The 21,128-nt window shown below is 65.5% G+C and carries 23 protein-coding genes and 1 tRNA gene; 16 read left to right on the forward strand and 8 right to left on the reverse strand.

What is annotated here, in order from left to right:
• Positions 1–97: 97 nt before the first annotated feature.
• Genes MKI84_RS08690 through MKI84_RS08705 form a run of 4 tightly spaced genes read left to right on the forward strand, consistent with a single transcriptional unit; the run spans position 98 to position 3,823 of the window.
• Positions 98–766, forward strand: a complete 669-nt coding sequence (locus MKI84_RS08690) for a TetR/AcrR family transcriptional regulator (RefSeq protein WP_241618589.1) — start codon at positions 98–100, stop codon at positions 764–766.
• A complete protein-coding gene (locus tag MKI84_RS08695) occupies positions 763–1,710 on the forward strand; it encodes an HlyD family secretion protein (protein ID WP_241618591.1) in 948 nt (315 codons plus the stop codon). The genes MKI84_RS08690 and MKI84_RS08695 overlap by 4 nt, the downstream gene beginning before the upstream one ends.
• Positions 1,707–2,651: an ABC transporter ATP-binding protein gene (locus MKI84_RS08700; RefSeq protein WP_241618593.1), complete on the forward strand. Its 945-nt coding sequence runs from the start codon at positions 1,707–1,709 to the stop codon at positions 2,649–2,651. Before MKI84_RS08695 ends, MKI84_RS08700 begins: the two co-directional genes overlap by 4 nt.
• Positions 2,648–3,823 (forward strand): ABC transporter permease, encoded by a 1,176-nt coding sequence (locus MKI84_RS08705; RefSeq protein ID WP_241618595.1) that lies wholly within the window; start codon positions 2,648–2,650, stop codon positions 3,821–3,823. Before MKI84_RS08700 ends, MKI84_RS08705 begins: the two co-directional genes overlap by 4 nt.
• Positions 3,824–3,929: 106 nt before the next feature.
• On the opposite strand, the gene groL is transcribed toward MKI84_RS08705, so the two are convergent.
• Together groL and groES are read right to left on the reverse strand one after the other, a co-directional pair.
• Positions 3,930–5,570: a chaperonin GroEL gene (gene groL / locus MKI84_RS08710; protein ID WP_241618597.1), complete on the reverse strand. Its 1,641-nt coding sequence runs from the start codon at positions 5,568–5,570 to the stop codon at positions 3,930–3,932.
• Positions 5,571–5,618: 48 nt separating this feature from the next.
• Positions 5,619–5,933, reverse strand: a complete 315-nt coding sequence (gene groES, locus MKI84_RS08715) for a co-chaperone GroES (RefSeq protein WP_241618598.1) — start codon at positions 5,931–5,933, stop codon at positions 5,619–5,621.
• Positions 5,934–6,226: 293 nt separating this feature from the next.
• Between groES and MKI84_RS08720 the strand changes: the two genes are divergently transcribed.
• A complete protein-coding gene (locus MKI84_RS08720) occupies positions 6,227–6,502 on the forward strand; it encodes an usg protein (RefSeq protein WP_241618602.1) in 276 nt (91 codons plus the stop codon).
• Positions 6,503–6,629: 127 nt separating this feature from the next.
• On the forward strand, positions 6,630–7,232 hold the full coding sequence (locus MKI84_RS08725) for an exopolysaccharide biosynthesis protein (RefSeq protein WP_241618606.1): 603 nt from the start codon (positions 6,630–6,632) through the stop codon (positions 7,230–7,232).
• A gap of 7 nt (positions 7,233–7,239) precedes the next feature.
• On the opposite strand, the gene MKI84_RS08730 is transcribed toward MKI84_RS08725, so the two are convergent.
• From MKI84_RS08730 to MKI84_RS08755, 6 genes are all read right to left on the reverse strand, one after another.
• Positions 7,240–7,986 carry an SDR family oxidoreductase gene (locus MKI84_RS08730; protein ID WP_241618608.1) on the reverse strand — a complete coding sequence of 249 codons (747 nt, stop codon included), beginning with the start codon at positions 7,984–7,986 and terminating at the stop codon, positions 7,240–7,242.
• Positions 7,987–8,364: 378 nt separating this feature from the next.
• Positions 8,365–9,108 (reverse strand): proteasome-type protease, encoded by a 744-nt coding sequence (locus MKI84_RS08735; protein WP_241618610.1) that lies wholly within the window; start codon positions 9,106–9,108, stop codon positions 8,365–8,367.
• Positions 9,109–9,185: 77 nt separating this feature from the next.
• Positions 9,186–10,022, reverse strand: a complete 837-nt coding sequence (locus MKI84_RS08740) for a transglutaminase family protein (RefSeq protein WP_241618612.1) — start codon at positions 10,020–10,022, stop codon at positions 9,186–9,188.
• Between the two features lie 21 nt (positions 10,023–10,043).
• A complete protein-coding gene (locus tag MKI84_RS08745; RefSeq protein ID WP_241618614.1) occupies positions 10,044–10,988 on the reverse strand; it encodes an alpha-E domain-containing protein in 945 nt (314 codons plus the stop codon).
• A gap of 13 nt (positions 10,989–11,001) precedes the next feature.
• A complete protein-coding gene (locus tag MKI84_RS08750) occupies positions 11,002–11,625 on the reverse strand; it encodes a LysE family translocator (RefSeq protein ID WP_241619201.1) in 624 nt (207 codons plus the stop codon).
• Between the two features lie 88 nt (positions 11,626–11,713).
• Positions 11,714–13,132, reverse strand: coding sequence for a circularly permuted type 2 ATP-grasp protein (locus tag MKI84_RS08755; protein WP_241618616.1), 1,419 nt, complete (start codon positions 13,130–13,132; stop codon positions 11,714–11,716).
• Between the two features lie 203 nt (positions 13,133–13,335).
• Here MKI84_RS08755 and MKI84_RS08760 point away from each other — a divergent pair, with 203 nt between their 5' ends.
• The 10 genes from MKI84_RS08760 (at position 13,336) to MKI84_RS08805 (ending at position 21,096) form a co-directional block, all read left to right on the forward strand.
• Positions 13,336–14,094, forward strand: coding sequence for a competence/damage-inducible protein A (locus MKI84_RS08760; RefSeq protein ID WP_241618618.1), 759 nt, complete (start codon positions 13,336–13,338; stop codon positions 14,092–14,094).
• A 171-nt stretch (positions 14,095–14,265) separates the two neighbouring features.
• Positions 14,266–14,772 carry a xanthine phosphoribosyltransferase gene (gpt, locus tag MKI84_RS08765; RefSeq protein ID WP_241618621.1) on the forward strand — a complete coding sequence of 169 codons (507 nt, stop codon included), beginning with the start codon at positions 14,266–14,268 and terminating at the stop codon, positions 14,770–14,772.
• A 12-nt stretch (positions 14,773–14,784) separates the two neighbouring features.
• Complete coding sequence (locus MKI84_RS08770; protein WP_241618623.1) at positions 14,785–15,171, forward strand: hypothetical protein; 387 nt, start codon at positions 14,785–14,787, stop codon at positions 15,169–15,171.
• A 114-nt stretch (positions 15,172–15,285) separates the two neighbouring features.
• Positions 15,286–15,705 (forward strand): DoxX family protein, encoded by a 420-nt coding sequence (locus MKI84_RS08775; RefSeq protein ID WP_241618625.1) that lies wholly within the window; start codon positions 15,286–15,288, stop codon positions 15,703–15,705.
• Between the two features lie 47 nt (positions 15,706–15,752).
• Entirely contained in the window at positions 15,753–17,447 is a 1,695-nt protein-coding gene (locus tag MKI84_RS08780) for a formate--tetrahydrofolate ligase (RefSeq protein WP_241618628.1), read from the forward strand.
• Positions 17,448–17,460: 13 nt separating this feature from the next.
• Positions 17,461–17,547, forward strand: a tRNA-Leu gene (locus MKI84_RS08785).
• Between the two features lie 229 nt (positions 17,548–17,776).
• Positions 17,777–18,106: a hypothetical protein gene (locus tag MKI84_RS08790; protein WP_241618629.1), complete on the forward strand. Its 330-nt coding sequence runs from the start codon at positions 17,777–17,779 to the stop codon at positions 18,104–18,106.
• A gap of 176 nt (positions 18,107–18,282) precedes the next feature.
• On the forward strand, positions 18,283–19,497 hold the full coding sequence (zigA, locus tag MKI84_RS08795; RefSeq protein WP_241618630.1) for a zinc metallochaperone GTPase ZigA: 1,215 nt from the start codon (positions 18,283–18,285) through the stop codon (positions 19,495–19,497).
• A gap of 224 nt (positions 19,498–19,721) precedes the next feature.
• Positions 19,722–20,528 carry a polyphosphate kinase 2 gene (gene ppk2, locus MKI84_RS08800; protein WP_241618632.1) on the forward strand — a complete coding sequence of 269 codons (807 nt, stop codon included), beginning with the start codon at positions 19,722–19,724 and terminating at the stop codon, positions 20,526–20,528.
• A 67-nt stretch (positions 20,529–20,595) separates the two neighbouring features.
• On the forward strand, positions 20,596–21,096 hold the full coding sequence (locus MKI84_RS08805; RefSeq protein WP_241618634.1) for a hypothetical protein: 501 nt from the start codon (positions 20,596–20,598) through the stop codon (positions 21,094–21,096).
• Positions 21,097–21,128 lie beyond the last annotated feature (32 nt).

The raw sequence follows: 21,128 nt of genomic DNA on the forward strand, positions 1-21,128 counted from the left end.
CGTTTCATTTGCGCCGGCGGATGGGCGGCATCGGGTGGCGCTCGAATAAGCCCGGTGATATGACTGACCGTCCAGTCACTATCAGATGCACCCAACCGTGAGCGACGACGACCAACCTGAACACAAGCGCCCCCGGCGCCGCGCCGAACGCGCCGATCCGGCGCAGCGCCGGCGCGCCATACTGGACGCGGCGCTTGAGGTGTTTGCCGAATCCGGTTTCGCCGCCGCGCGCATGCAGGACGTCGCCACGCGCGCCGGCGTCGCGAAAGGCACGCTTTATCTCTATTTCGAGGACAAGGCCGCGCTGTTCGAGGGGCTGGTCCACGAGGCGCTCGACCCGGTGCTCGGCACCATGGAGGGCCGGCTCGCGGCGTTCGAGGGCTCCACTCGGGATTTCCTGCGGCTGCTGTTCGCCCATTTCATCAGCGAGGCCGTGCATTCGCCGCGCCGGCATATGGTGCGGCTGATGATCGGGGAGGGGGAGCGCTTCCCGGAGCTGGCGGCGCTCTATCATCGCGAGGTGGTCTCACGGGGACTGAGCCTGCTTCGTGCCGTCAACGAGCGGGCGCTGGCGCGGGGTGAGATCACCAGCGATGCCGGCGCGCGCTACCCGCAGCTACTCGTTGCGCCATTGCTGATCGCGGTCCTGTGGGAGGGGACGTTTCAGCGCCTCGATCCACTGGATACCGAAGACATGCTCGCCGCCCATATCGACATCCTGTTGCGCGGCCTCGGCTGGACCGACCGCGAGGGAGACGCAACATGATGCGCATGATCGGTGTGCTGGTCTGCGTTCTGATACTCACGGGTTGCGGCGAGCGCGGCGCGCCGCAGTTTCAGGGTTACGCCGAGAGCGACCTGATCTTCGTCGGCCCCGACGAGGCCGGGCGCCTGCTCACCCTCAAGGTTGATGAAGGCGATCGGGTCACGCCGGGCCAGCCCTTGTTCGAGGTCGACCCGGTGCTCCAGCAGGCCGACGTCGATGCCGCGCGCGGCCAGCTCGCGCAGGCGCAGGCAAATCTCGACAACCTCAAGGCCAGCGCGCAGCGGCCCGAGGAGATCGCCGTGCTGGAAGCGAGCCGGCGCAGGGCTCAGGCCGCCCTCGACCTCTCGCAGATCGAACTGGACCGGCAGAAGGACCTCTATGAGAAGAAGGTTGGCTCCAAGGCCGCCTATGACACCGCGCAGGCGACCTACAACCAGAACCAGGCGGCGCTGAACGAGGTCGAGCGGCAGATCGAGGTCGGCCGGATGGCGTCGCGCGACCAGCAGGTCGCCGCGGCGGAACAGGCGGTTGCCGCCGCGAAGGCCAGCCTCGACGCCGCGCAGACCCGCCTCGACCGCCGCGCTCTCGCCTCGACGCATGCCGGCTCGGTCGAGACCGTGTATTTCCGCCCCGGCGAGTTGGTGCCGGTCGGACGGCCGGTGATTTCCGTCCTGCCGCCGGAGTTGATCAAGGTACGTTTCTTCGTGCCGGAGCCCGACCTGCCGCGCTTCCGGCTCGGCGCGTCGGTAGAGGTGACCTGCGATGGCTGCGCGGTGCCGATCCCGGCGAAGGTGAGCTTCATCTCCGCGAGTGCGGAATACACCCCGCCGGTGATCTACAGCCTCGACGAACGTTCCAAGCTGGTGTTCCTGCTGGAGGCGAAGCCCGACGATCCCCTGTCGCTGCGTCCGGGCCAGCCGGTCAGCGTCGGGCTTTCGCCATGAGCGAGGGGCCGGGCGGGGCACCCGATTACGCGATCGAGGTCGAGGGGCTGAGCAAGACGTTCGGCGACCGCGTGGTGGTGCACGATCTTTCCATGAAGGTGCGGCGCGGCCAGATCTACGGCTTTCTCGGCCCGAACGGTTCCGGCAAAACCACCACGATCCGCATGCTGTGCGGCCTGCTGACCCCCGATAGCGGGCGGGGCACCTGTCTCGGCATGAATATCCTGACCGAGTCCCGCGAAATCCGGCGCCATGTCGGCTACATGACGCAGCGATTCAGCCTCTATGCCGACCTCTCGGTGCGCGAGAACCTTGAATTCGTCGCCCGTATCTATGGCATGGCCGATCCCGCCGGCGCCGCGCGCGCGGCCGTCGATCGGCTGGGCCTCACCGGCCGCGACCGGCAACTCGCCGGCTCGCTCTCCGGCGGCTGGAAGCAGCGGCTCGCGCTCGGCGTCTGTATCCTGCCCGCGCCCCAACTGCTTCTGCTGGACGAGCCCACCGCCGGCGTCGACCCGAAGGCCCGCCGCGAGTTCTGGGCGCAGATTCACGAGCTCGCCGCCGAGGGGCTCACCGTACTGGTCTCGACCCACTACATGGACGAGGCCGAGCGCTGCCATGAGATCGCGTATATCGCCTATGGCGACCTGCTGGCGCAGGGCACGGTCGACGAGGTGATCGCCGGCGCCGGGCTGGTGACCTGGAGCGTGACCGGCGGCGACCCGGCGCGGCTGGCGCGCGAACTGGAAGCGACGCCCGGCATCGAGATGGTGGCGCCGTTCGGCGCCTCGGTCCATGTCGGCAGCCACGACGCCGCGGCGCTGGAGGCGGCGATCGCCCCGTTCCGCGCCCGCCCCGAACTCGACTGGCATCGCGACGCGCCGACGCTGGAAGACGTGTTCATCGACCTGATGAGCCGCTCGAAGGATAATTTCCGATGAGCGGGCCGGCGGGAATGTTCAGCCGCCTGACCGGGTTCCTCACCCGCGTCGACGCCATGGTGCGCAAGGAATTCCTCCAGCTCATGCGCGACCGCGTGTCGTTCGCCAGCATGATCACCATACCGCTGCTGCAACTGGTGCTGTTCGGCTACGCCATCAACACCACGCCGCGCCATCTGCCGACCGCGGTGCTGGCGCATGAGAACACCTCGCTGACGCGCTCCATCATGTCGGCGATCCAGAACACTAAATACTTCACGCTGAGCCACCTGCCGAAAAGCGAGGCCGAGGCCGAGGAGTTGATGCGCTCAGGCGCCGTGCTGTTCGTGGTGGAAATCCCCGCCGGCTTCGAGCGACGCGCGAGGCGCGGCGAGAACCCGGCCATGCTGGTCGCCGCCGACGCCACCGACCCCGTTGCCTCAGGCAGCGCGATCGCCACTTTGCAGAGCCTCGTCGAGACGTCGGTGCGCCGCGAGCGCTTCGCGGAGGAGGGCGGGCCGGCGGGAAGCGGGCTGGAGCCGGCACCGCCGCCGTTCCAGATCATCACCCATGCCCGCTACAACCCGGCGGCGGTGACGCAGCTCAACATCGTGCCCGGCCTGCTCGGTACCATCCTCACCATGACCATGCTGATCTTCACCGCGCTGTCAGTGACGCGCGAGATCGAGCGCGGGACCATGGAAACGCTGCTGGCGATGCCGATCCGCCCGGTCGAGATCATGCTCGGCAAGATCGCGCCCTATGTGATGGTGGGTGCGCTGCAGGCGACGATGATCGTGACGGCCGGCGTGTTCCTGTTCCATGTGCCGATGATCGGCTCGCTGGGGCTGCTGGTGGTGCTCACCGTGCTGTTCATCCTCGCCAATCTCGCCATCGGCTACACCTTCTCGACGCTGGCGCAGAACCAGCTCCAGGCGGTGCAGATGGCGTTCATGTATTTCCTGCCGAGCATCCTGCTCTCAGGCTTCATGTTTCCCTTCGCCGGCATGCCGGTCTGGGCGCAATGGCTCGGCGAGACCCTGCCACTGACGCACTATCTGCGCATCGTGCGCGGCATCCTGCTGAAGGGCTCGACCGCGACCGACCTGTCCCACGACATCGCGGCGCTGGCGGCCATCATGCTGGTCGCGATGTTCATCGCGGTGAGGCGGTTCCGGCAGACGCTGGATTAGAGCGGCGCCCATCTTGGCCGCCGGGTGAACATCGTTGCCATTTCAAACGAAAAAGGCGCGGCTTTCGCCGCGCCTTTCCGTCGTTCCCTGAGGCAATAGCCTTCGATCAGAAGTCCATGCCGCCCATGCCGCCACCCGGCATGGCCGGGGCCGCGGCGCCGGCCTTCTTGGGAATGTCGGCGATCATCGCTTCCGTGGTGATCAGCAGCGAGGCCACGGAGGCCGCGTTCTGGATCGAGGAGCGCAGCACCTTGGCCGGATCGATCACGCCCGCCTTGAACATGTCGACATATTCGCCGCTCTGGGCGTTGAAGCCGAAGGAGTAGCTGTCCTTCTCCAGGATGCGGCCGACGATCAGCGAGCCGTCTTCGCCGGCGTTCGAGGCGATCTGGCGGGCCGGGGTCTGGATCGCCTTGCGGACGATCTCGACGCCGGTCTTCTGGTCGGCATTGGCGGTCTTGACGCCTTCCAGCGCCTTGATGGCGCGCAGGAACGCGACGCCGCCGCCCGGAAGGATGCCCTCTTCGACGGCCGCGCGGGTGGCGTGCAGCGCGTCGTCAACGCGGTCCTTCTTCTCCTTCACCTCGACCTCGGTCGCGCCGCCGACGCGGATCACCGCGACGCCGCCCGCGAGCTTGGCCAGGCGCTCCTGGAGCTTCTCGCGGTCGTAGTCCGAGGTGGTCTCCTCGATCTGCGCCTTGATCTGCGCCACGCGGGCTTCGATGTCGCCCTTCGCGCCGTTACCGTCGACGATGGTGGTGTTTTCCTTCTCGATCACGACCTTCTTGGCGCGGCCGAGCATCGGAAGGGTCACGCTGTCGAGCTTGATGCCGAGATCGTCGGAGATCGCGGTGCCGCCGGTCAGGATCGCGATGTCCTGCAGCATGGCCTTGCGGCGGTCGCCGAAGCCCGGAGCCTTCACGGCCGCAACCTTCAGGCCGCCGCGCAGCTTGTTGACGACGAGGGTGGCCAGAGCCTCGCCCTCAATGTCCTCGGCGATGATCAGGAGCGGCTTGGAGGTCTGCACCACGGCTTCGAGAACCGGCAGCAGTTCCTGGAGACCCGAGAGCTTCTTCTCGTGGATGAGGATGTAGGGGTCCTCGAACTCCACGCGCATCTTCTCGGCGTTGGTGATGAAGTAGGGCGAGAGGTAGCCGCGGTCGAACTGCATGCCCTCGACCACGTCGAGCTCGGTCTCGGCGGTCTTGGCTTCCTCGACGGTGATGACACCCTCGTTGCCGACCTTCTGCATGGCCTCGGCGAGGAACTTGCCGATCTCGGAATCGCCGTTGGCGGAGATGGTGCCGACCTGAGCGATCTCGTCGTTCGAGGTGACCTTCTTCGCGTTCTTCTTGAGGTCGGAGACGATGGCTTCCACCGCGAGGTCGATGCCGCGCTTGAGGTCCATCGGGTTCATGCCGGCGGCAACGGACTTCGCGCCTTCACGAACGATCGCCTGGGCGAGCACGGTGGCGGTGGTGGTGCCGTCACCGGCGAGGTCGTTGGACTTCGAGGCCACTTCGCGCACCATCTGGGCGCCCATGTTCTCGAAACGATCCTCGAGCTCAATTTCCTTCGCGACGGTGACGCCGTCCTTGGTGATGCGGGGAGCGCCGAAGCTCTTCTCGATCACGACGTTGCGGCCCTTCGGACCGAGGGTGACCTTCACCGCATTGGCGAGGATGTCGACGCCGCGCAGCATCTTGTCGCGCGCTTCGACGGAGAATTTTACTTCCTTGGCAGACATTTGGCTTAACTCCGGTAAGTCGTTTCGAGCGTCGTGCGAAACCGCGCGTCAGGCGGCCTTCTTGGCCGAGGAAGCGTCTTCGACAACGCCGAGGATGTCGGATTCCTTCATGATCAGGTACTCGACACCGTCGAGCTTGACCTCGGTGCCGGACCATTTGCCGAACAGCACCCGGTCACCCGCCTTCACGTCGAGCGGGACCAGCTTGCCGGCCTCGTCGCGCGAGCCGGGACCGACCGCCACGACTTCACCCTGCGAGGGCTTTTCCTTGGCGCTGTCGGGGATGATGATGCCGCCGGCGGACTTGGTCTCCGCGTCGATGCGCTTGACCACCACGCGGTCATGCAAAGGACGGAACTTCATCGCGTTTCTCCAGAAATTCATGGACAATCATTGACATGATGTACGGCAGCTCCCGCCCGAAGGAGGTGGCCGCCGGGGGGACATCTAGGCGGCGTGGGGAGGGGGCGCAAGGGCAGGGGACGAAAAAACTGGCAGTCAGCATGAGAGAGTGCCAACGCAATGCCGCCCCTTTTGTCAGCACTCCGAGATATATGCTGCCAATGCATTGATATTGAACACGAAATTTAGAATTTAACCTTGCAGCCGCCTCGAAGCAGCCGCAGAATCGGAATCACCGCGAAAGGAGGTTCCGCATGACTGCGATTTCCGACGACTTCGTGAAGCAGCTCTCCGGCTATGGCCTGACGACCGCCCAGATTCTGTATCGCATGCCGGACCACCCGTCCTTCCTGCAAACCTATCTCTGGCAGCATTATGATCTGTGCCCGCATTTTCCCGAGCTGAACCGCTTCCTGGAGTTCTGGAAGCGCGAGCTGGAGGGCCCGCTCCATTCGGTGACGGTCGCGCATTCGCGCCTGATCCGGCCCGCCGAGTTGCGGGCCGTCGACGGGGTTTTCCGGTTCAACTGACCCTGCCTGCGCGAAAGAACTGCCCGCCTTTTGGCAACCATGCCCTCTCCTTGCCTTGATCGCCGTGCTATGAGGGCGGCGAACCCGGCCTTTCCGGGGGGCATCAAAGGGTATCTTGGTCAGTTCCGTGGATCATCGTTCGCCGCGCACGTCCGAACTCTTGTCGGCGATCGTCACCGCCCATTCGGCGGAACGCATCGGCGTGGGCGAGGTGGTGCACGCCCTGCGCAACCGCGCTTTTGGTCTCTCGATCCTGCTGCTCGGACTGCCGAACGCGCTGCCCATGCCGCCCGGCATTCCGGTGATCTGCGGCATCCTGCTGTGCCTCGTCGGCGTGCAGATGGTGATGGGGCGCGATGAGTTGTGGCTGCCGCGCTGGCTGGCCGCGCGCACCTTCTCGCGCGCGCTGCTGGATCGCATCGTCAATGGCGCGCTGCCCTGGATCCGCCGCTTCGAGCGCTATTCGCGCCCGCGACTGGAGCAGCTTTCCAGCCCGGTCGCGCGCTATGTGCTCGGCGGGCTGGTCGTGGTGCTGGGCCTGCTGCTGCTGCTGCCGATTCCGATCTTCGGCAATCTGCCGCCCGGCATCGCGGTGTGCATCCTCGGCCTTGGGCTGGTGGAACGCGACGGCGCCTTCATTTGCGCCGGCATCGTCGCGACCCTGATCAGCTTCGGCGTGATGGGGTTCCTGAGTTGGATGCTCTATCAGGGCGCGCTGGCCTTCATCTGAGCCGGGCTCAGCCGCGCCCGATGAACGGGGCGGCGGTGGCCATGATGGTCATGTTCAGCACATTGGCATCGAGCGGCAGGCTGGCCATATAGGCGACCGCCCGGCCGGCATCGGCCGGATCGAAGGTTGGCTCGACCATGATCTGGCCGTTGGGCTGGAGAATACCGGTCTTCATCTTCGTCGCCATGTCGGTATCGGCGTTGCCGATGTCGATCTGCCCGCAGGCGATGTTGTGCCAGCGGCCCTCCAGCGCCACCTGTTTGGTCAGCCCGGTCACGGCGTGCTTGGTCGCGGTGTAGGGTCCAGTGTTCGGCCGCGGCGCGTGGGCGGAGATCGAGCCGTTATTGATGATCCGGCCGCCCTTGGGGTCCTGCGCCTTCATGATGCGGATCGCCGCTTGGGTGCACAGGAACACGCCGGTGAGGTTCACATTCACCACGCGCTGCCAGTCCTCCAGCGGAATGTCCTCGATCGGCATGGCGGCGGACCAGCCGCCGGCATTGTTGAACAGCACATCGAGACGGCCGAACCGCGCCTGCACCTCGCCGAACAGCGCGGTGACCGAGGCCGGATCGGAAATATCGGACGGAATCACCTGCGCGCGGTCGCCGATGCCGGCGGCAACCGACTCCAGCGGCTCGCGGCGCCGGCCGGTCATCACCACGGTGAACCCGTCATGGGCGAGGGCGACGGCGGCGGCCTTCCCGATGCCGGTGCCGGCGCCGGTGACGAGGGCGATGCGCTTGGTTGTCATGTTCTTGTTCCTCCCGATGGGGCCGCACGATGGCCGAGGCGCATGCCATCGGCAAGACCGGCCCCGATCGATAGCGCGGCGCGCTCACAGGCTAATGCCGGCACCACCACGTTCCTGACAAAGATGCTCCAGCGTTCTTTAGCGCCGGGAACCGGATCGTCGGACCGGCGTTATCCAGACAGTCAAGCATCACGGAAGAAGACTGGAGGACAATATCATGCCTGCTATTCTGATGTGGCTTATCGGCATCCCGATCCCGATCATCATTCTTCTTTATCTCATTACGTAATGAGACCGTTTCCGGCGATATTCGTCGGTTTCTCCCCAAACTAAAGCCGCCGCCTCCCTTAACGGGCTGGCGGCTTTTCTTTGCGCGGGTCAGGTGCGCCCGTAAGGCGGACGGGGGATTGAATTATGCGCGGCCCGCAGCGCGGCGGACCAGCGCTCGCGCAAATCGTGGAAATAGGGTTCGCCGAACTCGATCCGGTAGTTCAGTTCCGACTGTCCGGCATCGCGGCGCGCGACCAGCACATCGATCGGCATGCCGACCCCGAGATTCGAGCGCATGGTCGAATCCATCGAGATCAGGCCGGATTTCAGCGCGTCATAGAGGTCGATGTCATAGGTGATAGAACGGTCAAGCACCGGCTTGCCGTATTTATGCTCGCCGATCTGCAGGAACGGGGTGTCGTTGGTGCATTCGATGAAATTACCGGCCGAATAGATCATGAAAAGCCGCAGCCGGCCGCCATTGACCTGCCCGCCGAACAGAAACGACACCTCGAAGCGCAGATCCGCCTCGCGCAGCCCCTCATTGTAGAGGCCGTGGACGTGACGGATGGCGCGGCCCACCAGCTGCGTCGCCCGGAACATGCTGGAGGCGCCGGCGAGCGTTTCCTTTTCCCCGGTCTCGGGGTTCTTCAGCCCTTCCTGCAGCGTCGAGATGACCGCCTGCGAGATCGACAGATTGCCTGCCGTGGCGAGGGCCATCACATGACGGCCCGGCTGCTCGAACACGTGCAGCTTGCGGAAGGTCGAAATGTTGTCGAGACCCGCATTGGTGCGGGTGTCGGCGATCATGACGAGACCGTCACGCACCAAGATACCACAGCAATATGTCATGAAGGCACTTCCCCACGGGCCGCATGCGGCTGGTTTCAGGCGCCCTTATAGCCGGACGCTTCGCAGATGGACAATGATCAACCCTGAATCTGGCGGCTTGATTGATCGACGGTCAGCGCGACGGAGAGATTCTCGTCGCCTCCGCCATAACGGTTGCCGCGCACCGGCGCGGCGTTCAGATAATCCAGCCCCACGGCTACCCGCACATAGGTCTCGATCGGACACATCTGGTTGGTCGCGTCGAAGCCGACCCAGCCCAGCCCCTCGATATGGGCTTCCGCCCAGGCATGGCCGGCTTGATGGCCGGCGCCCTGCGCCCGGGTCGAGCCGTCGCCGACCAAATACCCGCTGACATAGCGGGCGGGAATTCCGAGATGGCGCGCGCAGGCGATGAAGATATGCGCATAGTCCTGGCACACGCCGCGCTTCAGCTCGAACGCCTCGATCGCGCTGGTGGAGGCGTGGGTGGGGTCGGGGTCATAGGTCATGGCGGCGCCGATGCCGTCCATCAGCGTGTGCAGCTTCGCCAGCCGGTCGGGATCGGACCCGACCGAATCCAGCGCGAATTCGCGCAGCGACGCGTTCGGCGCGGTGAGGTCGGTCTCGCGCATGTACAGCGTCGGCGGAAAGCGCTCGCTGATGCCGCGGATCACGCCGGCCGTGTCCTGTGTCTCGACCTCGCCCTCGACCAGCACCCGCAATTCGCTGATCGGTCCGTCCACCGCGAAAGTGTGGGTGAGGTTGCCGAAGGCGTCCTGATGCGCCTGGAGCCGGCAACTCTCCGAAACGTCGATGCGCCATGACACGACATACTGGCCGTCATGGTTGCGGGGCGTCAGCCGCAGAATCTGGATCGCGCCATTGGCGGGCGGATCATAGGTGTAGATGGTGGCGTGGTTTACATGGATACGCATGACACGATGACCGGTTTCGGTTCAGAGCAGATACTGGTCCGTAACGGTTGCGCCCAGCCGATTGTTCTCGACAACGAAGCCGTCGATGAACTCGTGCAGGCCCGTCTGGAAAATGTCGTCCATGCGGCTGTTGCCCAGCCGCGTCAGCGTGGTGCGCGCGATGCGCTGCGCGGAACCCTGACGGCCGTAATAGGCCGCGATGTCGTCGAGATAGCGCGTGATGTTCTGGTAGCAGCTGGTGAGCGAGCGCGGCATCTGGGCGTTGAGGATCAGCAGATCGGCCACAAGCCACGGCTTCACGCTCTGGCGGTACACCCAATGGAACGAGGTGAGTGCCGAGACCGAGCGCAGGATCGAGGCCCACTGGAAATAATCCAGCGGCCCGCCGACATGCTCGGTGTCCGGCAGCAGCACATGGTATTTCACGTCGAGAATGCGGGCCGTATTGTCGGCGCGCTCGACATACATGCCCACGCGCGAGAACCAGAAGGCGTCGTTGCGCAGCATGGTGCGATAGGCGGCGCCGTCGAAGCGCAGCGACGTCTCCTTCACGAAGGAGAGGAAGCGCGCCAGTTCCTCGCGGGTCATGCTCTTGGTGGAATAGCGCTTCAGCTCCAGCCAGGCGGAGTTGATGGTCTCCCACATTTCCATGGTCAGCGCCGTGCGCACCGAGCGGGCATTGGTGCGCGCGATCTCGAAGCAGTTGCGGATCGAGGAGGGGTTCTCCGGCGCGAAGGCGAGGAAGGAGACCACGTTCTGCTCGTTGGTCTCGTCGCCATGGACCTGCTTGAAAAGGTCGGCGCAACCGGCCGTCAGCAGGGCCGAGCGCCACTCATTGGTCGAGCCGCCATAGGCCGTGGGCAATTGCGCCAGCCGCTGGGTGACGTCGAGGATCCGGGCGAGGCAATCCGCCCGTTCCATGTAGCGGGCCAGCCAGTAGAGATTGTCTGCAGTGCGTGAAAGCATGGTGTCCGCTTATCTATTTGGCGTTGCGCCAGACGAGCGTGGCGACGCCCGCCCCGATCAGGAGGGTGCCACCAACCCGGTTGATGGCGCTGATGATGCTGGAATGGTGGATCACCGAGCGGAGCCGCCCGGCGATCAGCGCGTAGCCGAAGGCATTGACGGCCGCGAGGACGAGGAAGGTGGTCTCGAAGATCACCATCTGGCCGACGAAGCTGCGGGACGGATCGAGAAACTGCGGGAGGAACGCCACGAAGAAGGTGATGCTCTTCGGGTTCAGCGCGGTGACGATCCAGGCATGAACCAGCATGCGCAGCGGCGATCCCTCGCCCCGCGCCGGCCCGAACTGCGCCGCGCTCCCCGCCCGCCACAGCTTGATGCCGAGCCAGATGAGGTACAGGGCGCCGATCCATTTCAGCGCGGTGAACAGCATCGCGGAGGTGGCGAGCAGCGCGCCGACGCCGAGCATGGAAAGCGTCATCGCCGTGAAGTCGCCGAGCGCGACGCCGGTGGCGACGGGGAACGCGACCTTGCGGCCCTGCCCGAGCGCGTAGGACACGACAAGGAGGATGGTCGGCCCTGGAATCACCAGCAGCACCGACGATGCGGCGGCGAACGCCAGCCATGTCTCCAGCGACATTGCTCCTGCGAGCGTGGCGCCGCCGAACATGGCCTCCATCGTCATCGTGTCCATTGCCATGCCGCCTCCTCAGTTCGCCCTTTCCCGGCTATTCGTCGAGCACCCACGTATCCTTGGTGCCGCCTCCCTGGCTGGAATTGACCACCAGCGAGCCGGCCTGCAGCGCCACGCGGGTCAGGCCGCCCGGCACGATCCGCACGCGGTCCGAACCGGTGAGCACGAAGGGGCGCAGATCGACATGGCGCGGAGCGATGCCTTCCTCGACGAAGGTCGGGCAGGTGGAAAGCGCCAGCGTCGGCTGGGCGATGAAGTTGGTCGGGTCCTGCTTCAGCTTGTTGCGGAACAGCTCGATCTGCGCCTTGTCCGCGCGTGGACCGATGAGCATCCCGTAACCGCCCGAACCGTGCACTTCCTTCACCACCAGTTCGTGGAGATGGTCGAGCACGTATTTCAGGTGCTCCGGCTCGCGGCAGCGCCATGTCGGCACGTTCTTGAGCAGCGGCTCTTCGCCGAGATAGAAGCGGATGATCTCCGGCATGTAGCTGTAGACCGCCTTGTCGTCGGCGACGCCCGTGCCGACCGCATTGGTCAGCGTGACATTGCCGGCATTGTAGGCGCTCATCAGCCCCGGCACGCCGAGCGCGCTGTCCGGGCGGAAGGCGAGGGGATCGAGGAAGTCGTCATCGAGCCGGCGATAGATCACGTCGACGCGCTTGGGCCCCTCGGTGGTGCGCATGAACACGATGTCGTTCTTGATGAAGAGGTCGCGCCCCTCCACCAGCTCGACGCCCAGCTTGTCGGCAAGGAACGAGTGCTCGTAATAGGCCGAATTGTAGATGCCGGGAGTGAGCACGACGACGTTCGGATCGCTGGTCGCCGTGGTCGGAGCGAGCGACTTCAGCGTGGCCAGCAGTTCGTCGGTGTAGTTCTCCACCGGCGCGACCCGGTTCTCCGCGAACAGCTCGGGGAACAGCCGCATCATGATCTCGCGGTTCTCCAGCATGTAGGAGACGCCGGAAGGCGTGCGGGCATTGTCTTCGAGCACATAGAAGGTGTCGGCGTCCACGCGCACCACATCGATGCCGGCGATGTGGACATAGAGGTCGTGCGGCACCTTCTGGCCGTTCATTTCCGGGCGGAACACCGGGTTCTGGTAGACCAGATCCTCGGGCACGATCCCGGCCTTGAGGATGTCCCGCTTGGAATAGACATCCTTGATGTAGAGGTTGAGTGCCTTGGTGCGCTGTTCCAGCCCCTTTGAGAGCCGCGACCATTCCCCGCCGGTCAGGATGCGGGGGATGATGTCGAACGGGATCAGGCGTTCCTGGGCATCGCTGTCGCCATAGACGGCGAAAGTGATGCCGATTCGGCGGAAAATGAACTCGGCTTCGCGGCGGCGGAAGTCCAGCACGTCGGGCGGAACGTCACTCAGCCAGCGGGCGAGGGCGGCATAGGCGGAGCGGATCGAGCCGTCCGCATTGGTCATTTCGTCGAACGCGACGGTCATCGGTGCAAATCTACTCCCCAACTCAAACAAGTTAGCTACAAACGCCGTGCCAGCGGAAGAGGCGGAACATCACCGATGCTGATAATCCTGCGAATGGCCGCATTTTGCCCAAAACGCAGGCGCCGTGCCTTTGGTTGCGGCGCGACCTGCGTTGAATTGCGGCGAAACCGGATGATCGGACGGCGGAACGGGAGAAGAATCGGATGACAAGGACCAGTGAGGCCGTCACGGCCGGTATTATGGTAATCGGCGACGAGATATTGTCCGGCCGGACCAAGGACCGGAACATCGGCTATATCGCGGAATACCTTACCGCGATCGGTATCGATGTGTCCGAAGTCCGGGTGGTTCCCGACATCGAGGAGGAGATCGTGGCCGCGCTGAACGCGCTGCGCGCGCGCTACACCTATGTGTTCACCACCGGCGGCATCGGGCCGACCCATGACGACATCACCGCCGACGCGGTCGCCAAGGCGTTCGGGGTGACGATCGACATTGATCCCCGCGCGCGCGCTCTACTGGCGGCCCATGTCGGCGAGGCGAATCTCAACGAAGCGCGCCTGCGCATGGCGCGCATTCCGGCTGGCGCGGAACTCGTGGCGAACCCGGTTTCCAAGGCGCCGGGCTTCTGGATCGGCAACGTCATCGTCATGGCGGGGGTTCCGACCATCATGCAGGCCATGTTGGACGACGTGGCGCCCAAGCTGCGGACCGGCAAGGTCATGCTCTCGCAGACCCTGCCCGCCAATGCGCGCGAGGGTGACGTGGGCGGTCCACTCGCGCTCATCGCCAAGGCGCACCCCGGCGTGACCATCGGCAGCTATCCGTTCATCGAGGAGAGCGGGCGGCCGAACACCAATCTCGTGGTGCGCTCGCGCGATCCCGACCACCTCGCCGCCGCCGTGGCGGACGTCCGTCGCATGATCGAGGAAGTCGCGGCCGCACGCGCGGCGGGGGCCTGAACCGGCAGAGCGGACGGCGTGCGCTGGGGACAGCGCACGCATCAGGCGCAATTGCGCCGTGGAGCCACTGGAGCGCAGCGCCCGGTAAGGCTAATGATCGCGGACCAAGCGTCATGTCCGGCCGCACGCCCGTGACGCTCGCGCGCCATTGCCTGCCCGAGGTTTCCGCTTATGTCCGACGATCGCCAGAAGAAGGCCTTTCCCGTCTCCTGGGACCAGTTCCACCGTGACGCCCGCGCGCTGGCGTGGCGCCTTGCCGGCGCCGGCCCGTTCACCGGGCTGGTGTGCATCACGCGCGGCGGCCTCGTGCCGGCTGCCATCGTGGCGCGCGAGCTCGGCATCCGGCTCATCGAATCCGTGTGCATCGCGAGCTATCACGACTACAACAACCAGGGCGAGATGCAGGTCATCAAGCCGATCGCCGATGCGGTGTTCGCCGCGGCGGGCGAGGGCGGGCAGGGGCTTCTCGTGATCGACGATCTGGTCGATACCGGCTCGACCGCGCGCGTGGTGCGCGAGATGCTGCCCAAGGCGCATTTCGCCACCGTCTATGCCAAGCCGCTGGGGCGCCCGCTGATCGATACCTTCATCACCGAGGTCAGCCAGGATACGTGGATCTATTTTCCGTGGGACATGGGCCTGTCGTTCCAGCCGCCGATCCGCGACGGCGTGGCCTGAGGGAGAACAGCAATGGGATATGACGACGAGCAACTGCCGGGCGACGAGATGTCCGACGACGCGTATGAGGCCGCCTATGAGCAGCACCGCAACGCGCTCTACGAGATGCTGATCGCCTATGCCGACCAGGAGGATCTCAGCGACGGCTTCATGGCGCAGCTGGCCTCCGATCTCGGCCTGTCGCTGCGCATGATCGCCTATGCCTCGGAGACCGAGAAACCGTCGGTCGGCGGTTTGCGGCTCGACCTCGACCGCTTCGCCCGCGAACTCGGCGAGAGCGTGCGCGAGGCCAAGAAGGGTGCCGCCGAATTCATCGCGGAGGCCAAGGCCGCGCGCGAAGAGGATGAGCGCGCGGCAGCCGATACTAAGGGCGACGCGCCCGGCACGCCGCGCCAGTGACGCCACGACGCGAGTTGCGCAGCCCGCGACGTGCCGTGCCTCGCCTTTCAGCCGCGCCTGCGCTACGAGACCACGATGTCAACGCGATCGGTTGCTTTTGGGGGAGATGCTCCGATGACGCCTGGCCTGATTTCCATGATCCTGCGTTCGCCCATCACGGCGTTCGTCGCTCGCTTTCTGCTGATTTTCATGTTTCTCGGCAGTGGGATAAGCAAGATTGTTGATTTTGCGGGTGCGCAGGCCGAGATGGCCTTCTTCGGTCTCAACCCGCCCTGGCTGTTCGCGGTGCTCACCATCATCACCCAACTCGCCGGCTCGTTGCTGATCCTGTTCAACCGCGCTACCTGGCTGGCGGCGGGAGCACTGGGTATTTTCACGGTATTGACCATTCCCATCGCTCACGCCTTCTGGACCATGGAAGGCGAGCGCGCCCAGATCGAGTTCTACTTCTTCGTCGAGCATCTGGCGGTCATCGGCGGCATGCTGCTGGTGGCCATTCATGCCGAGCGCTCGCGCGCCGGCCAAGCCGTATAAGGATAAGGCCCCGCGGTGGCTTGGCCGTGGGAGTGGAGGACGTTCAGATGACTTTCGCGGCCCGGACCATCGACCCGAACAGCGATGCCGCCATCGCCGCCTCGGTGCCGCTTACGCCGATCGAGGAGATCGGCGCGCGGCTGGGCCTGCCCGCCTCCTCGCTCTACCGCTACGGCCCCTTCAAGGCGAAGATATCGCCCGAAGTGGCGAGAGCCGCGCAGGCCAGGCTCGGGGGCAAGCTGATCCTCGTCACCGCGATCAACCCGACGCCGGCCGGCGAAGGCAAGACCACCACCACGATCGGGCTCGGCGACGCGCTGGCGCGGGCGGGCGCTAAGGTGGCGATCGCGCTGCGCGAGCCGAGCCTTGGCCCGGTTTTCGGCTCCAAGGGTGGCGCCACCGGCGGTGGGCGCGCGCAGATCGTGCCGATGCAGGAGATCAACCTGCATTTCACCGGCGATTTCCACGCCATCAGCGCCGCGCACAATCTGCTGGCTGCCGCCATCGACAACCACATCTACTGGGGCAACGCGCTCGACATCGACCCGCGCCGCATCAACTGGCGACGGGTGATCGACCTGAACGACCGCGCGCTGCGCAGCGTCGTGGTCGGCCTCGGTGGCGCGGCCAATGGTTACCCGCGCGAGGACGGTTTCGACATCACGGTCGCGAGCGAGATCATGGCGATCTTCTGCCTCGCCCGCTCACTTCCCGACCTTGAGGAGCGCCTCGGCCGCATGGTGATCGCGCAGACGCGCGCCCGCACGCCGGTCACCGCCGCCGACCTCAAGATCACCGGCGCCATGACCGCGCTGCTGCGCGATGCGTTCCAGCCCAATCTGGTGCAGACGCTGGAGGGCACGCCGGCCCTCGTCCATGGCGGCCCGTTCGCGAACATCGCCCATGGCTGCAATTCGGTGATCGCCACCCGCACCGCGCTCGGCCTCGCCGATTACGTGGTGACGGAAGCCGGCTTCGGCGCGGACCTTGGCGCCGAGAAGTTCCTCGACATCAAGTGCCGGCAGGCCGGCCTTGCGCCGTCCGCCATCGTCATCGTGGCCACCGTGCGCGCGCTGAAGATGCATGGCGGCGTCGCGCAGAAGGACCTTGGGCCGGAGAATGTCGCGGCGGTGACGGCCGGGACCGGGAATCTGGTGCGCCACATCGAGAACATGAAGGCCTATGGCGTGCCGGTGGTGGTCGCGATCAACCGCTTCACCAGCGATACCCCGGCCGAGATCGCCGCCGTGGAATCGGCCTGCAACGCGGTCGGCGCCGGCGTCCATCTGTGCGCGCACTGGGCCGAGGGTTCGGCCGGCGCCACCGGGCTCGCGGCCGAGGTGATGCAGCTCGCCGCCGAGCCGTCCAGCTTCCGGCCGCTCTATGACAGCGCGCTGCCGCTGGTGCAGAAGATCGAGACCATCGCCCACCGCATCTACCGGGCCGGCTCGATTTCGGTCGAGGCGAGCGCGCTCAAAAAGCTCGCCGAATACGAGGCCATGGGGTATGGCGACCTGCCGGTCTGCATGGCCAAGACGCAGTACAGTTTCTCGGCCGACCCGGCCCAGCGCGGCACGCCGCAAGGCTTCGTGCTGCCGATCCGCGACGTGCGGCTCTCGGCGGGCGCCGGTTTCGTGGTAGCGCTGTGCGGCGACGTGATGACCATGCCGGGCCTCCCCTCCCGGCCGGCGGCGGAGCACATCTTCGTCGACGAGACCGGCTTCATCGGGGGCCTGAGCTGACCCATCAGACTTGGCGGACGTGGCGAAACTGGTAGACGCACGAGACTTAAAATCTTGCGCCCTTAAAGGCTTACGGGTTCGAGTCCCGTCGTCCGCACCATTCTGATATCCGACTTACCGACGATCCCCACGTCGACGCACTTCGGGCCGTCGAGCGCTCGCGCATGCTCCTCGCGCTTACTGGTCGGCGGTCCTGCCGGGTCCTCCCCACGCGCGCGCCGATTGTCGGATTTAACGACCTTTACCGCTTGCGGGCGCCCCTGCGCGGATTATCTTTGAGGGAACATGCGCGACCGAATCCGGCGCGTTTCGGAAAGGCGGATGGCGTCATGCCCAGGCACGTTCTTTTCCTTCTGCGTCACGCCCTCATCGGGTGCGCGCTGGCTGTTCTGTTCGTCGGCGGGCTCATCGCGTTCGACGTGGCCCGGCTCGGCGAGCTGGTGCTGCACTCTTCCAACGGCCTTCTTGCGGCTCTGGTGCTCACGGTTGCCCTCGCCATTACCTTCGGCAGCGTCCAGATGGGCTTTGCCGTGATGCTGCTCGGCGAAGACGATGAGACCGGGGGGCGCCGACAGATGACGGCGCGTCCCGCGCTGGTCCCGGTGCGCGTGCGCAGCCGCGACACCATGATACGCCGCACTCCGCGCCGGATCGACTGAGCCGCCGCGCTCCTTACCCACGCAGAAACCGACCGCCGCCCCGGGATCGCCACTTCCGGGGCGGCGTTGTCGTGTCTGGCTCTCCCCCACGGAGGGCGCAACTCCCGGTGCCTTGATCGAGCGCGCGCACCATGCAAATGATACATTGTATCATTATGCAAGTGGAGCGCGCATAGATGTCAGATTCACGCCTTCCGGTAACGGTTCTTTCCGGCTTTCTCGGCGCCGGCAAGACCACGCTGCTCAACCATGTCCTCGCCAATCGCGAGGGGCTGCGCGTCGCCGTGATCGTCAATGACATGTCTGAGGTGAACATCGACGCCGAGCTGGTGCGCTCAGGCGGGGCCAACCTCTCCCAGACCGAAGAGAAGCTGGTGGAGATGACCAATGGTTGCATCTGCTGCACGCTGCGCGACGACCTGCTTGCCGAGGTGAAGCGCCTCGCGGGTGAGGGGCGCTTCGATTATCTGCTGATCGAATCCACCGGCATCGCCGAGCCGCTTCCCGTGGCCGCCACCTTCGAGTTCCGCGACGAGGATGGTTTCTCGCTGTCCGACCTCGCCCGGCTCGACACCATGGTGACGGTGGTCGACGCGGCCAATCTGCTGCGCGATTTCGGCTCGCGCGATTTCCTGCGCGACCGGGGCGAGACGGCGGGCGAGGGCGATGAGCGTACCCTTGTCGATCTGCTGACCGAGCAGATCGAATTCGCCGATGTCATCGTGCTGAACAAGGTGTCGGACGTCGCCCATGAGCGACGGCGTGAGGTGCGGGCGGTGGTGAAGGCGCTCAATCCCGACGCCCTGATCATCGAAGCCGACCACGCGAACGTGCCGCTGAGGGACATTCTGGGCACCGGCCGCTTCGATTTCGAAGCGGCGCATGAGCACCCGACCTGGTTCAAGGAGCTGAACGGCTTCAAGGACCATGTGCCGGAGACCGAGGAATACGGCGTCTCCAGCTTCGTCTACCGCGCGCGCCGCCCGTTCCATCCCGAAACGTTCAGCGCCTTCCTGTCCCGGACCTGGCCGGGCCTCGTCCGCGCCAAAGGTCTGTTCTGGCTGGCGACCCGCCCGCGCCGGGTCGGCGAGATGTCGCTCGCCGGCTCCATCTGCCGCACCGGCTCGATCGGCCAGTGGTGGGCCGCGATCCCGACCGAGCGCTGGCCGACGCAGCCGGACTGGCGCTCGTGGCTGCGCTCGCACTGGACGCCGGGCTATGGCGACCGGCGGCAGGAGCTGGTGTTCATCGGCGTGAACATGGATGAGGCGGCCATCCGCGCCGCGCTGGATGAGTGCCTCGTCGGCCCACTCGCGCCAAGCTTGTTCGATCCGACCGAGCTGAAGCACCTGCCGGACCCGTTTCCCTCCTGGGAGCCAGAGCCGGCTTAGACCGCGCAACCCCGGTTGAGCGGCCCCGGCGGCGCCTTCCTCTCCGTTATTCTCCCAAGTTGAAAAGACCTCCTGTTCTTGCGATCAGAATAACGTCGGCGTGTTCGTGCCGTGTTATGATCCATGCAGGTGTCGATCACTTGCGAACGGACGATAAGAACAGGGGCGTCTGCACGCCGCCGGGACGAACCTGCGGCGGACATGCCTCGAAAGGGAGAAGGTCCATGAGCAGCAAGGCCGAGAAGCCCTCCAAGGACGACAAGCTTTCCCGCAAGAACTATGAATCGGAGCTCAAGCGGCTTCATGGCGAGCTGGTCAACCTGCAGGAATGGGCCAAGCACAGCGGCGCCAAGGTCTGCGTCGTGTTCGAGGGGCGCGACACCGCCGGCAAGGGCGGCGTCATCAAGGCGATCACCGAACGTGTCAGCCCGCGCGTGTTCCGTGTGGTCGCCCTGCCGCCGCCCAGCGACCGCGAGAAGTCGCAGATGTACGCCCAGCGTTACCTGCCGCACCTGCCGGCGGCAGGCGAGGTCGTGATCTTCGACCGCAGCTGGTACAACCGCGCCGGGGTCGAGCGCGTCATGGGCTTCTGCAGCGACGAGCAGGCGAAGAAGTTCCTCGACACCATCTCGGCGGTCGAGAAGGCGATGATCGATTCCGGCGTGCTGCTGCTGAAATACTGGCTGGAAGTCAGCCAGGAGGAGCAGACCCGCCGCATCGAAAGCCGTATCACCGACCCGCGCAAGGTCTGGAAGCTCTCGCCCATGGACCTCAAATCCTATAGCCGCTGGTACGATTATTCCCGCGCGCGCGACGACATGTTCATGGCCTCGGATTCGGCCTGGGCGCCCTGGTACGTGGTCGATTCCAACGACAAGCGGCGCGCCCGGCTCAACATCATCGCCCACCTGCTCTCCAAGGTGCCCTATGAGGCGCCGAAGCGGGACAAGATCAAGCTGCCCAAGCGCCAGAAGGCGAACGGCTACCAGCCGCCGGAAGACACGCGCCACCACGTCCCCGCCGTGTATTGACCGGGCGGATGTCAGTTTCCGCTCCCTAGTTCCAAGACGATCTGTCAGTTCGGTATGGAGTCCGACGATGAGTGATGCCAGCAAGATTTCCGAGCCCCATCAGCGCCCGCTCGGCGATGAATCCTTCATGACGGCCGACGACCTGCGCAACTATATGGATCAGGTGGCCCTCGCCCGCGCCAATGAGGCGGTGGAGGCGATGGACAAGGCGGACAAGGCCAAGCAGGAACTGGCCAAGACGCTCTCCGAGCCGCTCGACCTCACCCCGGCCAAGATCGCCGAGATCGAGGAAAACGTGCTGGTGAAGCTCCGCGCCGCCGCCGGGCGCGGCGAAACCGAGATGATGGTCATGCGCTTTCCCAACACGCTGTGCACGGATAATGGCCGGGCCATCAACAATGCGCTCGAAGGCTGGCCGGAGACGCTGACCGGTCGTCCCCGGCAGGCCTATGAATTGTGGCGCGACCAGCTGAAGCCGAAGGGCTTCGGCCTCGCCGCGATGATCGTGGAATGGCCGCGCGGCATGCCCGGCGATGTCGGCTTCTTTCTCACCTGGGGCCGCGGCTGAACCGGACGTCCAAGGGGGCACAACCGACGCTT

Source organism: Ancylobacter gelatini (assembly GCF_022601675.1).
GTDB classification, from domain to species: Bacteria; Pseudomonadota; Alphaproteobacteria; order Rhizobiales; family Xanthobacteraceae; genus Ancylobacter; species Ancylobacter gelatini.

Coding starts and splice junctions, on each gene's coding strand:
- MKI84_RS08695 (WP_241618591.1), top strand. CDS start 763: ATGATGCGCATGATCGGTGTGCTGGTCTGCGTTCTGATACTCACGGGT.
- ppk2 (WP_241618632.1), top strand. CDS start 19,722: ATGAGCAGCAAGGCCGAGAAGCCCTCCAAGGACGACAAGCTTTCCCGC.
- MKI84_RS08735 (WP_241618610.1), bottom strand. CDS start 9,108: ATGACATATTGCTGTGGTATCTTGGTGCGTGACGGTCTCGTCATGATC.
- MKI84_RS08760 (WP_241618618.1), top strand. CDS start 13,336: ATGACAAGGACCAGTGAGGCCGTCACGGCCGGTATTATGGTAATCGGC.
- gpt (WP_241618621.1), top strand. CDS start 14,266: ATGTCCGACGATCGCCAGAAGAAGGCCTTTCCCGTCTCCTGGGACCAG.
- MKI84_RS08770 (WP_241618623.1), top strand. CDS start 14,785: ATGGGATATGACGACGAGCAACTGCCGGGCGACGAGATGTCCGACGAC.
- MKI84_RS08750 (WP_241619201.1), bottom strand. CDS start 11,625: ATGTCGCTGGAGACATGGCTGGCGTTCGCCGCCGCATCGTCGGTGCTG.
- MKI84_RS08790 (WP_241618629.1), top strand. CDS start 17,777: ATGCCCAGGCACGTTCTTTTCCTTCTGCGTCACGCCCTCATCGGGTGC.
- MKI84_RS08730 (WP_241618608.1), bottom strand. CDS start 7,986: ATGACAACCAAGCGCATCGCCCTCGTCACCGGCGCCGGCACCGGCATC.
- MKI84_RS08780 (WP_241618628.1), top strand. CDS start 15,753: ATGACTTTCGCGGCCCGGACCATCGACCCGAACAGCGATGCCGCCATC.
- groL (WP_241618597.1), bottom strand. CDS start 5,570: ATGTCTGCCAAGGAAGTAAAATTCTCCGTCGAAGCGCGCGACAAGATG.
- MKI84_RS08740 (WP_241618612.1), bottom strand. CDS start 10,022: ATGCGTATCCATGTAAACCACGCCACCATCTACACCTATGATCCGCCC.
- MKI84_RS08700 (WP_241618593.1), top strand. CDS start 1,707: ATGAGCGAGGGGCCGGGCGGGGCACCCGATTACGCGATCGAGGTCGAG.
- MKI84_RS08705 (WP_241618595.1), top strand. CDS start 2,648: ATGAGCGGGCCGGCGGGAATGTTCAGCCGCCTGACCGGGTTCCTCACC.
- MKI84_RS08745 (WP_241618614.1), bottom strand. CDS start 10,988: ATGCTTTCACGCACTGCAGACAATCTCTACTGGCTGGCCCGCTACATG.
- MKI84_RS08805 (WP_241618634.1), top strand. CDS start 20,596: ATGAGTGATGCCAGCAAGATTTCCGAGCCCCATCAGCGCCCGCTCGGC.
- MKI84_RS08775 (WP_241618625.1), top strand. CDS start 15,286: ATGACGCCTGGCCTGATTTCCATGATCCTGCGTTCGCCCATCACGGCG.
- MKI84_RS08720 (WP_241618602.1), top strand. CDS start 6,227: ATGACTGCGATTTCCGACGACTTCGTGAAGCAGCTCTCCGGCTATGGC.
- zigA (WP_241618630.1), top strand. CDS start 18,283: ATGTCAGATTCACGCCTTCCGGTAACGGTTCTTTCCGGCTTTCTCGGC.
- MKI84_RS08755 (WP_241618616.1), bottom strand. CDS start 13,132: ATGACCGTCGCGTTCGACGAAATGACCAATGCGGACGGCTCGATCCGC.
- groES (WP_241618598.1), bottom strand. CDS start 5,933: ATGAAGTTCCGTCCTTTGCATGACCGCGTGGTGGTCAAGCGCATCGAC.